The sequence below is a fragment of the Pedobacter sp. KBW01 genome (assembly GCF_003852395.1).
Classification (GTDB): domain Bacteria; phylum Bacteroidota; class Bacteroidia; order Sphingobacteriales; family Sphingobacteriaceae; genus Pedobacter.
Map to the genome: position 1 here is coordinate 240,577 of NZ_QAJQ01000013.1, position 14,495 is coordinate 255,071.

Here is a 14,495-nt window from a genome sequence, read left to right on the forward strand (position 1 = left end):
ACGCATCAAAAAACCTCGCCAGATTTAAACCCGGCGAGGTTTTTTGTATAAGATATTCCTGAAAATTACGGCTTAATTATTTACTGCTCAAATCCCAAATCTTTAAACTGCTTAAAGTGCTTTTGCCATCTTTTGAAAAAGCAGTAATTCCGATTGCTTTTTCATCTGGAAAAATCATGGTCGAGATAACCTTTTCACCACTATTACCAAAAACTTCCAGCGATGATTTATCAATCAGGATCTGAATTTTAACTTTACTGCCAACAGGATTTATTTTAGCAGTTTGAATAATATTCTTGTCGTTTTTAATCCCTTTTTCTGAACGCGAGCAATCTACATAAAGCTCATTTCTATCGGCCTGGTAACCAACTTCAATTTCTTTGATCACCCGTCCTTCCCCATCTTTTAATTGTGCTAGTTTGATACCTGCGTTTTTCGAATTACTTAAATCAAATTCAGCTTCAATCCAATTTGCATTGCTAATATCATCGAGTTTCAGCTCTCCCTCAACAAGCAGATGTTGTTTGGAAACGACCCGGTTTTGGGCAAGTTTTTTAAGGTTACCTGCAATAACCGAACTCGGCTGCTGAAACAACCTTACCCCATCAGCAGTAGTTTTTAAAGCTAAATCTCTGGGGATAGACATTTGTCCTTTCCATGGGAAGGTTTCTTTGCCTCCGGGCTGCAACCAGCCTAAAAGAATGCGTTTATCATTTGGCACATTGTTCCAGGGAATGGCCGCATAAAACGAATCGCCATCGTCTACCAGCAAAGTTAACTGGCCATCATTGTCATTTTTAAAAGTTTTGCCATCAAAATCACCCACAAAGTACTGCATGGTTGGCCCTTTTGGCCCAAATAGCGAAATCATTAATACCCATTTCGTATTATCCTTATTTCCATCTACTGCGAGTGGAATCATAAAAGGGCATTCCCAACCACTGCCCTGATTGCCTTGCTTTCCAAAATCGCTGAGCATGCTCCAGTCTTTCAGGTTTTTTGATCCGTAAAACCGTGCCTGGTGTTCATCAACCATAGCAACCGTCATAATCCATTGTTTAGAAGCCTCATGCCACCACACATTCGGGTCTCGAAAATCTTTTTTATTTAAATCGATGATGGGATTTTTCGCGTAATTGGTAAAAGTTAACCCTCCATCATTACTATAAGCCATATACTGCGATTCGTTACGTTGCTTAGGCAAATCGGCCGTATAAAAAGCCAGAATTGGCGCTTTGCCCTTTCCCAATCCGCTTACATTCTGCTTATCTAAAACAGCCGATCCCGAAAAAATCATGGTAGTAGTATCTTTGGTAATCTTCTCGGGGATAGCAACAGACAGGTTTTCCCAGCGTACCAGATCTTTACTTTTGGCATGCCCCCAGCTCATGTGCCCCCATTTATTTTCGAATGGATTATACTGATAATACAGATGGTATTCACCATTCAGGTAAATCAATCCGTTTGGATCGTTAAGCCAGTTTGCAGGTGCAGTGAAGTGATAATTTGGCCGCCATTGCGGGGTAGCCTGCTGTGCGAAGGTGTTCATCGCGCAAGCGATAACAAGTAATAGGATATATTTGGTTCTGCTCATAATTGGTTTTTGAGCCTTCAAAATACAAATAAGAATCCAATTACTAAAACGTTTAACTAAGCCAAGATATTTTGAGCAATGACTTTTTCCGTTTTTTGAATAGTTTCGTATTGCTCATAAGTTTGGGCTAGTCTCTTTTTAATTTTAGAAATCAAAAATCGTGGAGATAGGACTTTAACACATTCTCCAAAGCCCAGAATCTCCCGTTCCAATTCGTAGTTCAATACCACATCGATTCTAAAAATTGTTGTTTTATCGTTTTTTGATAATATCATCTGTGATGAATGCAGTGGTTTGGTCACAACATATGGCGCATGATAGTTGGCAAATTCTAAGATTACCTTCTGTGCCCGGTCTTTCTCGTTTTTGCTCACGCCAATCAAATCTTCATAGTAGCGATCAAAATCTACCCCTTCATAAGCCAAAAATTCTTCGTTTGGCAGTTCCTGAAATTCGACAATACGATCTAAAGCCAGATTTAAGATCCCAGGACGTTTCTTCGCTTTGCAAATCAAAAACCAGCGGTTTCTGTATTCCTTTAACAGGTATGGATAATAAATTCCCTGTTGCGCCTGCTGTGCCTTGAACGATTTATATTCAATCAGCAACGAACGCTTATTTAACACGGCCTGGTAAAGTGAAGGGATGCACTCCAGTCCTTTTACCAACTTATTGCTTTCTAACTGGATGTTATTGCCACTTTGCTTGGTCGATTTGTAAAGGTTGTTCTCCAGACGGGCAATCATATCGCTCATTTCGTCGAAATAATTAAAAGCGTTAAACTGTTTCAGCACACCAACAATTTCTTTCATTTTATCTACATCGGCATGGTTAATCTGCGCTTTTGTTATGCTAAAACCTGGATCTTCATAAGCATAAAACCGCTTATCTTTTACCACAATCGGTGCATTATAGCCGAGTTTATCACTCCTCATCAATTGGATGTCGGCTTGTATGGTACGTTTACTTACGCCACTGGTTATGCCTTCCAACTCGTAAAGGGTTTCGGCAACCTTTTCAATAATATCGTCGAGTGTCCATTTACGGAAACGGTTTTTCAAACAATCGTCGATGGTTTTATAACGGATGAGGGCTAATTTATTAATGGCCATTTTAGAGCAGTTTTAGGTTTCTGTTAAAAATCTAGTGATTTCGTTAATCTAAATATACGAAAGCGCTTCACATCTACGCAATACAATTGCGCAGATCACGATAAAAAGAAGCATTTTTCAGGAAGAATAAAATTTATTCAACTAATTATCAGATACATAAAAAATAATCATAGAATATTTTCAACTACGCAATTCCTCCGCGCAGTGGTGCAGGCATCTTTGTAATGTCAGTACGGTAAAGATATTTGCACTGGTAAAACAAAAGATTAAACACTTAATTAAAACGATTATGAAATTCAATTTTTTTAACAGGAACACACAAGTAACATTAAATCACGAAGGTGCAAAAGCATATTTAATGAGCCCTGAAATGGAACTGTATACTGCAGTTGTTACTACAGGATTGAACGATTCGTTTTACGAAGCCGGAAACAGCAGGTTGGAAAGAATTAAGGGTCTAATTGAAAAATGCAATCCTGAATTTGTCGCAAGGTTGGCTGTTTATGCCAGAACTGAAATGAATTTAAGATCAATACCAATGGTTTTATCAGTAGAATTGGCAAGAAAAGCATCAGGTAATTCAATCGTGAGTAAAACGGTAAATAGGGTTGTACTGCGGGCAGATGAGATTACCGAGTTGTTGGCTTACTACCAAATTTCGAATGAGCGGACTCAAACCAAAAAATTAAACAGGCTATCTAAACAGATACAGAAAGGTTTGGGAGCTTCTTTCAATAATTTTGATGAGTATCAGTTTGCTAAATACAACAGAAACGCCGATGTGAAATTAAAAGACGCTTTGTTTTTGATACATCCTAAAGCTAAAGATGCCGATCAACAGTTGATTTTCGACAAAATTGCGTCAGATAGCTTAGCCACTCCTTACACTTGGGAAACAGAGCTTTCTGCCTTGGGTAAAAACAGATTTGAAAATGAATCTGCCAGAGCATTGGCCTTTACCAGGAAATGGGAAGAAATGATCGAAAGCAAAAAAATTGGTTATATGGCCTTGTTGAGAAATTTGCGCAACATACTGGAAGCCAATGTATCGGGCAACCACATTGAAATGATCTGTGCTTATTTATCAAATGAGAAGGCCGTTTTAAGTTCAAAACAATTGCCATTCAGGTTTTTATCTGCATACCGTGAGATCAAAGCCATGAAATCGAAATACGCTTCGGTTGTGTTAGATGCTTTGGAAGATGCGGTTATGTGCAGTGCAAAAAACATAAAAGGTTTTGGCTTTGATACTTCTGTAGTAATTGCCTGCGATGTATCGGGCTCAATGCAACAGGCCATTTCGCCAAAAAGCTCGATATTATTATACGATGTTGGATTGATGCTGGGCATGCTGTTACAATCACAATGCAAAAACGTAGTATCGGGTATGTTTGGCGATACCTGGAAAATAATCAACATGCCAAAAAGAAATGTTTTGGCCAACGTTCAGGAGTATTACAGACGGGAAGGTGAAGTGGGTTACTCAACAAATGGACATTTGGTTATTGAAAGCCTGATCAAAAGGAGAGAAATGATTGATAAAGTGATGTTATTTACTGATACCCAAATGTGGAACAGTAATAATACCAGTCATTCGTTCGCTACATCATGGACCAATTATAAAAAAATTGCCCCTGATGCAAAACTGTACTTATTCGATCTTTCGGGTTATGGTAAAGTACCTTTAAATATACAAAAAAACGATGTATACCTTTTGGCAGGATGGTCGGATAAAATTTTCGATATTCTTGCTGCCATGGAAAACACCAAATCTGCTTTGGAAAATATCAATCAGATTACATTATAAACTCCTCCCGCAATATTTGGTTGCGGGAGTTTAAAAGAAATTTAAAAATATAGCAAGTGTCGTAAAGAAGAGTTACTTCGCACTCTTAATGCCCGTGTCGCAGGTTCGAATCCTGCCCCATGAAAATGGGTAGCTCAGTTGGTAGAGCAGGAAACAGTCTCTTTTGCCTTTAACCTTGCTTAATAAAATATTGATAAGTGCCGTAGATAAAAGTTACTTCGATTCAAGCCCAGGATGCTGGTTCAATTCCAGCTTCTGCTAACGCAGAATAGTTTAAGTTTTAGAACATGGGGAAATGTCTTTATCACTCATTGCCTTATCTATAATAAAAACAGAATGCCGTAAACAAGAGTTACTTCGTCACCAATTGAGGGGAGGAATAATGAAGTTGTAAAACCAGCAAGATTATCCGGTTCGACTCCGGCATGACATGCCCCATAAAACTTTTGTTGCTTTTTGCTTTTGTTAATTAAAAAAATTAAGATGCCGTTGTGCAAGTGTTACTTCGATTGGTTGAATATAGTGCAGGTTCGAATCCTGCTAGTAAATACACGCTTGCCAGTTTTGCTCTTAAATGATTACGCTCTCTCAAAAAAATGAGTGCCGTTGAAAAATGTTACTTCGTCCAAATTAGAATCAATATACATTTTTTGCCTATCGCCTCATTAATTTAAATTAAATTTAGAAGCCCCTGGCCAGGCGAATGTTGCCTGCCGGGGATTAACAAAAAGTGAAATGAAAACCACCATCATAAACAGACTTACAGAAATAGAAAAGGCAAATGAGATCAAAATATTATTCGCCTGCGAATCGGGAAGCCGTGGATGGGAATTTCCATCACCGAACAGCGATTTTGATGTTCGTTTTATCTATGTGCGGCCGCTTAATTATTATCTTTCCGTTTCGGATAAAGATGATCAACTGGGTTTTCCAATCAATGATGAGCTTGATATTTACGGCTGGGATATAAAAAAGGTACTTAAACTAATTAGAAAATCAAATACCACTCCGTTTGAATGGCTACAATCGCCAATCATTTATGGAGAACAGCCTCATTTCAGGGATGAATTATGGGCGTTGTGTCAATCTTATTTCTATCGGAAAACAAATATCAACCATTATTTGGGAATAGCACATAGCGCATTAGAAACCGTAATAAATGGCAACGAAATCAAGATCAAAAAGCTTTTTTATGTACTCCGCCCTTTACTTTCTGCAAAATGGTGTTTAGAAAAAAATACGATTGCTCCGATGACTATTGGGCCGCTTTTAACCCTGATGCCAGCACAGCTTCAAGTATTGGTAAAAGATTTAATCAGATTAAAGTCAAGCTCGGCTGAGGGTTTCATCATTAAGATAGACAAAGAACTGCGTAATTACATTGATGAAGAGTTTAAAAACTGTACAGAAGGAGCTAAAGATCTGCCCAAAGAGAGTTTTGATACAGAAATGCTGGATGCCTTTTTTAGAAATACAATAAACCGTTATGACAATTAAAGATTTAAAGGATCAAAACCTGCTTTTATTTGAATGCTTAAGCGGTAGCAAGGCTTATGGATTGGATACGCCACAATCAGACACTGATATTAAAGGAATATATTATATGCCGAAAGAAATGTTTTTTGGACTGAAGTATATTCCACAAATCAGCAATGATAGCAACGATGAGGTGTATTATGAAATTGGTCGCTTCGTTGAATTATTGATCAAGAACAATCCGAACATTGTAGAGATTTTAGCTACACCGGATGAATGCATCTTGTACAGAAATCCGATCATGAATAAGTTAAATATTGATATCATTTTATCCAAGCTATGCAAAGATACTTTTGGTGGGTATGCATTAACACAGATCAGAAAAGCAAAAGGTTTAAATAAGAAGATTTTAAACCCAATCCCGAAGCTAAGGAAAACAGTGCTGGATTTTTGTTTCGTTATGGTTAATTATTCATCCGTTAAATTCAAAAGCTGGTTGATAAAAAGTGGCATTTCGCAGGCAAATTGTGGATTAGCAAAAATTCCAAATACAAATAATCTTTATGCTTTATTTCATGATTCAGAAAAAAGATTTAACTATAAAGGAATCGCAAATAAAGAAACCGCTAACGAAGTTTCGATCTCTTCTATCCCTGCAGGAGAAAAGGAAATAGCGTATTTATTTTTCAATAAGGACAGTTATTCTTCATACTGCAAAGAATATGGCGAATATTGGGAATGGGTAGAGAAACGGAATGAGGATCGGTGTAGCTTAAATAAAAACCATGGTAAAGATTATGATGCTAAAAACATGATGCATACCATTAGGCTGCTACAAGTTGCACTGGAGATTGTTCGTGATGGAAAATTAAATGTAAAAAGAGAAAATCGAGATGAGTTACTTATGATTAAAAGAGGGGAACTCGATTACGAGGATGTATTAAAAATGGCAGAAATTCTGATGAAAAAAATTGAACAAGAAACGATTAACAGCAAGCTTATGGATAAACCTGATGCAAATCTGGTAGAATCATTACTTGTTGAGATGAGAGCAGAACTTTATGCAGATTAAAAAACAACAATGAAAAACAATATAACTGGTAACGACCTTATAGAAATAGGTTATACCGAAGGAAAAATAGTAGGCCTGACCTTGAATATCCTGAAAGAAAATTTTGTGGATACTGAAGAAAAAGAATTGCTGGCCTTATTTAAAAAAGTAAAAGAATACCCGGAAAGCTTTTTGGATGATCCGGTTTTAAATACGCTGGCTACCGCCATGATTGAGGAAGCCAATGTGCCAAAAGATGAAACGATTGAATTGGTAAGCGATGCGAAACCCTATGCAGTATTTGGCCCCGATTACATTGAAGAAGGTGCGCGAAACCAAATGGATACTGCCATGAAACTACCGGTAGCGGTAGCGGGCGCTTTAATGCCTGATGCGCACCAAGGTTATGGCCTACCTATTGGTGGTGTACTGGCCACCAGAAACGCCATTATTCCCTACGGAGTAGGCGTTGATATTGGCTGCCGAATGGCCCTTAGTATCTTTAATATCCCCGAGAAACATTATTTCGGTAAGGACGACATGTACAAACGCGAATTAATTGCCTTTACCAAATTTGGTGCAGGACAAAACTTCCGTGGGACAGAAAAAGCTGATCACGACGTTTTAGAAAATGAAGCTTTTAACAGCACACCTTTCTTAAAAAACCTGCACGGAAAAGCCTGGGCACAGTTGGGTACATCGGGTGGTGGTAACCACTTTGTAGAATGGGGAATTATAGATTTTGCAGAACGAGATGAAGTTTTAAATATCGATAAAGGCCGTTATGTAGCTTTGCTAACCCATTCCGGTTCGCGTGGATTGGGCGCAACCATTGCTGATCATTATACCAAACTGGCGAAAGGCATTTGTAAACTACCTAAAGAGGCAGCAAATCTGGCCTATTTAGACCTTAACACAGCTGAAGGGCAAGAATACTGGATTGCCATGAACTTAGCCGGCGATTATGCTTCGGCTTGCCATGAGGTGATCCATAAAAGGTTAACAAGGGCCATTGGTGCCAAGGTTTTAGCCAAAGTAGAAAATCACCATAATTTTGCCTGGAAAGAACTAATTAATGGCGAGGAAGTGATTGTTCACCGTAAAGGTGCCACACCGGCTGGTAAAGGCGTAATGGGAATTATCCCGGGAAGTATGACAGCTCCAGGATTCTTGGTAAGGGGAAAAGGTGAGATGAGTTCGATCAATTCAGCTTCGCATGGTGCGGGTAGACAAATGAGTAGAACGAAAGCGATCCAATCGATCACCAAATCGGATATGAAAGCCATTTTGAAAGACCATAACGTTACTCTAATTGGTGCCGGTTTAGACGAAGCCCCAATGGCTTATAAAGATATCCACAAAGTAATGGCTGCACAAACCGAATTGGTTGATGTAGTGGCTAAATTCGAACCTAAAATGGTGAGAATGGCTGATGACGGAAGTAGGGAGGATTAGTTTTTTAGTCTTAAGTCTATAGCAAACCCGATAAAAAAGTCGTCATCTCGACCGGAACGCAGTGAAGCGGAGAGATTATCTCTAGGCAGATTTCTCGACTGCGTTGCACTCCGCTCGAAATGACGCCCAAATAAACAAAAAGCCTCTTCAAAATTAATTGAAGAGGCTTTCCTATCTATTTATAATCTTATTTCAACTTACTTAAAGCTGTTTTAATCCTTGGCAACATATCTTTAATATCCTGTAAGGTACAAGCCCCTACTGATGCCCTGAACCACGGCATACTGTGCTCGTTTCCAAATGCCGAGAACGGTACCAGCGCAGCGCCGGCTTCTTTAATTAAGTAGAAGTTTACATCAGCACTATCTTTTAAAAGCTGACCATCTTCGGTTGTTTTACCAATGTAATCAATCTTAATCGTCAGGTAAATGGCACCCATCGGCTCAACTGCATCTACGTTAAAACCTTCAGCTTTTAATGCACTAAAACCATTATAAAGCGCATTTAAGCTGTCTTGTATCTGGCCTTTAAAGCTGGTTAAAAAAGCATCAACCTGTGGTTTATTGTTAAAGTAATCAGACATGGCTACCTGCTCTGCTTTTGGTGCCCAGGCGCCCATGTGCCCTACCAATGCTTTCATTCTGTTTACGATATCTTCGGGACCAAAACCCCAGCCCACACGTACACCAGTTGCTGCCAGGCATTTAGAACTACCATCTACAAAAACTGTAAACTCGCGCATTGCAGGGCGCAACGAAACCGGATTTACATGCTCTTTATCAAAAGTTAAAAGCGAGTAAATCTGATCGTACATTAAATAAAGTGGCTTTTCATCTGCTCCACGGCGTGCATTTTCTTCCAAAACTGCATCGCAAATTTCAGCCAAAGCATCGGCATCGAACATGGTACCTGTAGGGTTTAATGGCGAACACAAAGCCAATAAAGTTGCGCCTTTTAAATGCGGTTTTAATTGTGCTGCAGTAGGCATAAAATTATGGGCAGCATCGGTTTCTACCGCAATCGCATTTGCCGAAGTTAAATGACAGTAGTGGTTATTATTCCATGATGGTGCCGGAAATACTACTGTATCACCTGGGTCAATTAATGCCAGAAAAGTAGCATAAATTAAAGGGCGTGAACCTCCTGAAACCAGAATACTGTTGGTATTATAGTCTAAACCAAATCTGTCTTTTAGCAATTCAGAAACCGTTTCGCGCAATTGCAAAACACCATCGGCTGGTGGGTAATTGGTTTGATTGGTGTTGTAGGCCGCTACAATTCCTTCTTTTAATTCGGCCGGAATCGGGTAAATGTTCGAATCGAAGTCGCCAATGGTTAAATTAGCAATTGATGCGCCTTTGCGCTTCATTTCATTAACCTCGTTACCAATTTTTATAATTTCCGAGCCAATTAATGAATTGGCTATTACTGAAACTTTCATATGTTCTTTTTTATTCGCTTAGCTTTCTTTTATCCAGCTGTATCAATTATTTCAAGAAATAAAACCACTTAATTAAACGTTGACTTACTTCTTCTTGTTGTTAAGGGTGACAATATTGGTAAACAGTCTACCTGTCTGATCCTTACCAAATTCTACTTTCCTAATCATTGTTTTACTTGCTAGGAAATTCTCTAGAGTTTTTAACGCACTGCCATTAACTTTAATTAGTTCTTGATTTTCAGCAGGAACTTCATAATATTTAAAGAAGGCCGTTGCATTCATTACCTCCGCATCTTCTTTCAATGAAATATCAACCCCTATTGATTTGTCAATCTTTGGCTTTAACATATCTGCAGAACTAATGCCGGATAAGCCTACTGCTTTAAAATCTTTTGGGTCTACAAGTTGTCCTACCAAAATATCACAGGCATTCCCACTAAATGAAGCTTTTGATATTGGATTAGGTTTTTCCTGGTGATTTGGCTTTTTTTGTGCATTAGCAATACTTACAGCGAACAGAAGTGCGAAGGTAGCTAGGTAAAATTTCATTTTTTTTAATTTATATTATTAAAATTTCAACAACTTGAGATTTAATAAGAGTTATTTAACCAAATCCCTTATCGCTTTATTCACTTTTTCGAAACCAAATTGTGCTAAAACAGCGTTCATTGAAGCAGAAATTTGCTCGTTACAAAGGTTACCTATACTGCCTTCATGTGTATGATGTATTTGGCTTGATGGTGCAAAAGTACCACTTTCAATCTGTTCGCCAACTATTTTGTAGGCCTCTCTAAATGGAACACCTTGCAATGCCAAATCGTTTACCACTTCTACACTGAACAGGTAATCGTATTTTTTATCTTTTAAAATATCATCCTTTATCGTAATGTTCTGGAACATAAACGTAGCGATCTCTAAACACTCATTTAATGAAGTAATTGCCGGGAAAAGGTTCTCTTTTAACAATTGTAAATCGCGGTGATAGCCTGATGGCAGATTGGTGATCATCATGGCAATTTCATTTGGCAGTGCCTGAATTTTATTGCAGCGCGAACGGATCAGTTCGAAAACATCAGGATTCTTTTTATGCGGCATAATGCTCGAACCTGTGGTAAGCTCAGGTGGAAAACTGATAAAGCCGAAATTCTGGTTGATAAACAGGCAAACATCCATAGCCATTTTTGCAAGAGTTGCGGCCACTGCACTCATGGCTTGCGCCAGGATTCTTTCGGTTTTACCACGGCCCATTTGTGCATAAACCACATTATAATTTAAGCTTTCAAAGCCAAGCAATTTAGTGGTTAAAGTTCTGTTTAACGGGAACGACGAGCCGTAACCTGCTGCAGAACCCAATGGATTTTTATTGGTGATTTTCCAGGCAGCCAACATCAGTTCCATATCATCAGCAAGGCTTTCAGCGTAAGCCCCAAACCATAAACCAAACGATGAAGGCATAGCAATTTGCAAGTGCGTATAGCCCGGAAGTAATTTATCTTTGTGGGTATTGCTCAGTTCAATTAGCTGGTTAAATAAAGTTGCAGTTTGACCGACCATGTCTTCGATACAGGCGCGGAAAAACAGTTTTAAATCAACCAAAACCTGGTCGTTGCGCGAGCGGCCACTGTGGATTTTCTTACCCGCCTCGCCAATACGCTGCGTAAGCAACCACTCTACCTGCGAGTGTACATCTTCTACAGTATCTTCGATGGTAAAATTACCGGCTTCAATTTCGGCGTAAATATTTTTCAGTTCCTGCTGAACGGTTTTTAATTCATCAGCAGTAAGCAAATTAATAGTTTCCAACATTTCTGTGTGGGCCAAAGAACCCAAAACATCAAATTTTGCCATTTGCAGATCCAGTTCGCGGTCTTTACCAACGGTAAAGGTTTCTACAAATTTATTTACATCTATATTTTTTTGCCAGATTTTCATGTCTAATTATTTGATTTTCGTCTGCCCTATTTCCCAATTATCTGTTCTAAAAGGGGCTACTGGTAATCCTTCTTTATTTTTTAAATTTCCAATACCTGTATTACTGAATTGGTACCTTACCGCTTTAGGAGATTTAACCTGATTGCTACTTACTGTAATTATATTCTTTCCAATATTTGCCTTAGCAGGATAAAATATACCATCCTGGCCAGCGAGAAACAGCTCATCGACATTTGCACTCTGTAACTGAAGGCCTTTACTATCGCCAATATTAAAAGTTACCTGTGCCTTTGCCCCATTAAAGCTCACAGATTGATAAAGGGGACTGCCAGCACCTGGTATAATTTTTCCATAGGTTTTAGACAAAGCTAAATTGCCCAATCGGGTGCCTACATCTTTCTTATTTGTAGGGTGGATATTGGTTACATCGCCGGTAATGTCAGAAACTACAACCATACCGACATTAGTATTCTGACCAAGAAATTTAGCCTGTTGCTCCTGCAATAGCGCAACCTCATTATCAATAGCCGATTTAAACGGTGCAATTTGTACAAAATAAAAGGGAAAATCTTTTTGCCATTTATTACGCCATGCGTCCAACATTTTACCTAATAGCTTGCTATAGGTTGAAGGGAAATCGCGGTTGCTTTCGCCCTGGTACCAAATAACACCAGCAATATTAAAATTGGTTAAGGGAGCTATCATACTATTATAAGCCAGGCCTGCGCTTACCGGCCACCAGGCAACCTGAGCTCGCTTTTCTGCAACCGTCTTTAAAGACGTATCTGCATTTACCAATTGCTCGGGTGTCCAAACTTCAGCAGGCGTACCACCCCAATTGCTCCCGATTAAGCCAATAGGTACATTTAAATTCTGATTTAATTTTTTGCCGAAATAGTATCCTACCGCACTAAATGCCTTTAAAGTATTACTATCACATACTTTCCAACTGGCCTGCAAATCGTCCTGCGGAGATTTAGAAGTGCCTTTAGGCACCTGAAAAAGCCTGATTTTTAGGCCACTAAGCTGCCCGAACTCCTCTTTAATACTTTTAATGGTTTGGTTGTAACTCCATTCCATATTTGATTGACCGCCACATACCCAAACTTCTCCAATCAGGATATCTTCCAATACCACTTTATTCTGCCCCTCAAAGGATATGGTATAAGGTCCACCGGCAGCGGGCGTTTGCACACTAGCTTGCCAATCGGCATTCCCTGTTGCGGTAACTTCAATTGTTTTATTGTCCCATGAAGTAGTAATTTTAATTTTCTCAGCAGGACTTGCCCAACCCCATAATTTTGTAGTCGATTTTTGTTGCAAAACCATATTACTGGCCAATACATTAGGAAGCCGGATATCCGCTTTCGCAACGAAAAAATTAAATAATAGGATGGAGAATAAAAATGTGATATTTTTTTTCATCTGCTTAGATTTGTTTAAGTAATAATGAAACTGACAGGCTATAATCATTTGATTTTTATAAATCCTGGTCGTTTCATTTTGTCATTTCAAACCAACAACTGCTATAAACCTAATACAGGTTTTAACATATTAACATACCCTTCAACACCTTCAGCTACTTCCCTAACATACAAAAATTCATCGGCCATGTGCGAACGGCCCGAAAAACCCGGACCAACTTTTACTGATGGAATATCCAGTAGAGCCTGGTCAGAAGTTGTTGGCGAGCCATAGGTTGTTCTTCCCAAAGCAACTCCAGCCTGTACAAGTGGGTGGTTTTTATCAATAGACGAAGGTTTTAAGCGGATAGAACGTGGGGTAACATCACAATCAACATTGGCACGGATAATCTCCAAAACCTCTTCGTTGGTATAGGAATCTGTTACGCGTACATCAACTGTAAAAGTACAATTGGCCGGCACAACATTATGCTGCGAACCTGCATTGATAATGGTCACCGTCATTTTTAACGGGCCGAAAACCTCTGATACTTTTGGAAAATGGTAGTTTCTGAACCACTCAATATCTTTTAATGCTTTGTAAATGGCATTCTCGCCTTCTTCACGTGCAGCATGCCCGGCTTTACCGTGCGATACACAATCTAAGACCAGTAAACCACGCTCGGCGATGGCTAAATTCATTTCTGTAGGTTCACCTACAATACCAAATTCAAGCTCCCCTAAATCTGGCAGCACCAGTTCTAAACCATTATTGCCCGAAATTTCTTCCTCGGCAGTAGCAGCCAAACAGATATTATATTTTAAATTTTCCTGATCGTAGTAATACAGAAACGTTCCAATTAGCGAAACCAGACATCCTCCCGCATCGTTACTGCCCAAACCAAATAATTTATCACCTTCAATTGCTGCATCGTACGGATCACGGGTATAACCAGAATTTGGCTTAACCGTATCGTGGTGCGAGTTTAAAAGAAAGGTTGGCTTAGCGGCATCGAAATGCTTGTTGTAGGCCCAAACGTTGTTCATTTTACGCTGGGTCTTAATCCCTCTCTCTTCCAGAAACTGAGCAATTAAATTCGCCGTTCTATCTTCTTCTTTGCTAAAAGACTGGATACGGATTAACTGCCGCAATAAGTCCAGACTTTCTTTTTGTATATTTTCTAATGACATAGTATCAAGTACTCTTTATCTGGTATCAAGTAT

11 protein-coding genes are annotated in these 14,495 nt (G+C 39.0%); 4 read left to right on the forward strand and 7 right to left on the reverse strand.

Annotation, left to right across the window (positions count from 1 at the left end; translation table 11 throughout):
- Positions 1-76: 76 nt before the first annotated feature.
- Positions 77-1,594, reverse strand: coding sequence for a glycoside hydrolase family 32 protein (locus tag DBR40_RS15325; RefSeq protein ID WP_124560625.1), 1,518 nt, complete (start codon positions 1,592-1,594; stop codon positions 77-79).
- Positions 1,595-1,650: 56 nt separating this feature from the next.
- Complete coding sequence (locus DBR40_RS15330; RefSeq protein ID WP_124560626.1) at positions 1,651-2,706, reverse strand: helix-turn-helix transcriptional regulator; 1,056 nt, start codon at positions 2,704-2,706, stop codon at positions 1,651-1,653.
- A gap of 289 nt (positions 2,707-2,995) precedes the next feature.
- Between DBR40_RS15330 and DBR40_RS15335 the strand changes: the two genes are divergently transcribed.
- The 4 genes from DBR40_RS15335 to DBR40_RS15350 all read left to right on the forward strand — a co-directional run bounded on the left by DBR40_RS15335 (position 2,996) and on the right by DBR40_RS15350 (position 8,495).
- Positions 2,996-4,513 carry a TROVE domain-containing protein gene (locus DBR40_RS15335; RefSeq protein ID WP_124560627.1) on the forward strand — a complete coding sequence of 506 codons (1,518 nt, stop codon included), beginning with the start codon at positions 2,996-2,998 and terminating at the stop codon, positions 4,511-4,513.
- Between the two features lie 735 nt (positions 4,514-5,248).
- Complete coding sequence (locus DBR40_RS15340; protein WP_124560628.1) at positions 5,249-6,010, forward strand: DNA polymerase beta superfamily protein; 762 nt, start codon at positions 5,249-5,251, stop codon at positions 6,008-6,010.
- Positions 6,000-7,061, forward strand: coding sequence for a DNA polymerase beta superfamily protein (locus tag DBR40_RS15345; RefSeq protein WP_124560629.1), 1,062 nt, complete (start codon positions 6,000-6,002; stop codon positions 7,059-7,061). The genes DBR40_RS15340 and DBR40_RS15345 overlap by 11 nt, the downstream gene beginning before the upstream one ends.
- Before the next feature lie 9 nt (positions 7,062-7,070).
- A complete protein-coding gene (locus DBR40_RS15350; protein WP_124560630.1) occupies positions 7,071-8,495 on the forward strand; it encodes an RtcB family protein in 1,425 nt (474 codons plus the stop codon).
- 187 nt (positions 8,496-8,682) lie between these two features.
- On the opposite strand, the gene DBR40_RS15355 is transcribed toward DBR40_RS15350, so the two are convergent.
- The 5 genes from DBR40_RS15355 to DBR40_RS15375 form a co-directional block, all read right to left on the reverse strand.
- Positions 8,683-9,936 carry a pyridoxal phosphate-dependent aminotransferase gene (locus tag DBR40_RS15355; protein WP_124560631.1) on the reverse strand — a complete coding sequence of 418 codons (1,254 nt, stop codon included), beginning with the start codon at positions 9,934-9,936 and terminating at the stop codon, positions 8,683-8,685.
- A gap of 84 nt (positions 9,937-10,020) precedes the next feature.
- Positions 10,021-10,485, reverse strand: a complete 465-nt coding sequence (locus DBR40_RS15360) for a hypothetical protein (protein WP_124560632.1) — start codon at positions 10,483-10,485, stop codon at positions 10,021-10,023.
- Between the two features lie 51 nt (positions 10,486-10,536).
- On the reverse strand, positions 10,537-11,868 hold the full coding sequence (gene argH, locus DBR40_RS15365) for an argininosuccinate lyase (protein WP_124560633.1): 1,332 nt from the start codon (positions 11,866-11,868) through the stop codon (positions 10,537-10,539).
- Between the two features lie 6 nt (positions 11,869-11,874).
- Positions 11,875-13,293, reverse strand: a complete 1,419-nt coding sequence (locus DBR40_RS15370; protein ID WP_124560634.1) for a sialate O-acetylesterase — start codon at positions 13,291-13,293, stop codon at positions 11,875-11,877.
- Between the two features lie 101 nt (positions 13,294-13,394).
- Positions 13,395-14,462, reverse strand: coding sequence for a M20 family metallo-hydrolase (locus tag DBR40_RS15375; protein ID WP_124560635.1), 1,068 nt, complete (start codon positions 14,460-14,462; stop codon positions 13,395-13,397).
- Between the last annotated feature and the right edge of the window lie 33 nt (positions 14,463-14,495).

Coding starts and splice junctions, on each gene's coding strand:
- DBR40_RS15325 (WP_124560625.1), bottom strand. CDS start 1,594: ATGAGCAGAACCAAATATATCCTATTACTTGTTATCGCTTGCGCGATG.
- DBR40_RS15330 (WP_124560626.1), bottom strand. CDS start 2,706: ATGGCCATTAATAAATTAGCCCTCATCCGTTATAAAACCATCGACGAT.
- DBR40_RS15335 (WP_124560627.1), top strand. CDS start 2,996: ATGAAATTCAATTTTTTTAACAGGAACACACAAGTAACATTAAATCAC.
- DBR40_RS15340 (WP_124560628.1), top strand. CDS start 5,249: ATGAAAACCACCATCATAAACAGACTTACAGAAATAGAAAAGGCAAAT.
- DBR40_RS15345 (WP_124560629.1), top strand. CDS start 6,000: ATGACAATTAAAGATTTAAAGGATCAAAACCTGCTTTTATTTGAATGC.
- DBR40_RS15350 (WP_124560630.1), top strand. CDS start 7,071: ATGAAAAACAATATAACTGGTAACGACCTTATAGAAATAGGTTATACC.
- DBR40_RS15355 (WP_124560631.1), bottom strand. CDS start 9,936: ATGAAAGTTTCAGTAATAGCCAATTCATTAATTGGCTCGGAAATTATA.
- DBR40_RS15360 (WP_124560632.1), bottom strand. CDS start 10,485: ATGAAATTTTACCTAGCTACCTTCGCACTTCTGTTCGCTGTAAGTATT.
- argH (WP_124560633.1), bottom strand. CDS start 11,868: ATGAAAATCTGGCAAAAAAATATAGATGTAAATAAATTTGTAGAAACC.
- DBR40_RS15370 (WP_124560634.1), bottom strand. CDS start 13,293: ATGAAAAAAAATATCACATTTTTATTCTCCATCCTATTATTTAATTTT.
- DBR40_RS15375 (WP_124560635.1), bottom strand. CDS start 14,462: ATGTCATTAGAAAATATACAAAAAGAAAGTCTGGACTTATTGCGGCAG.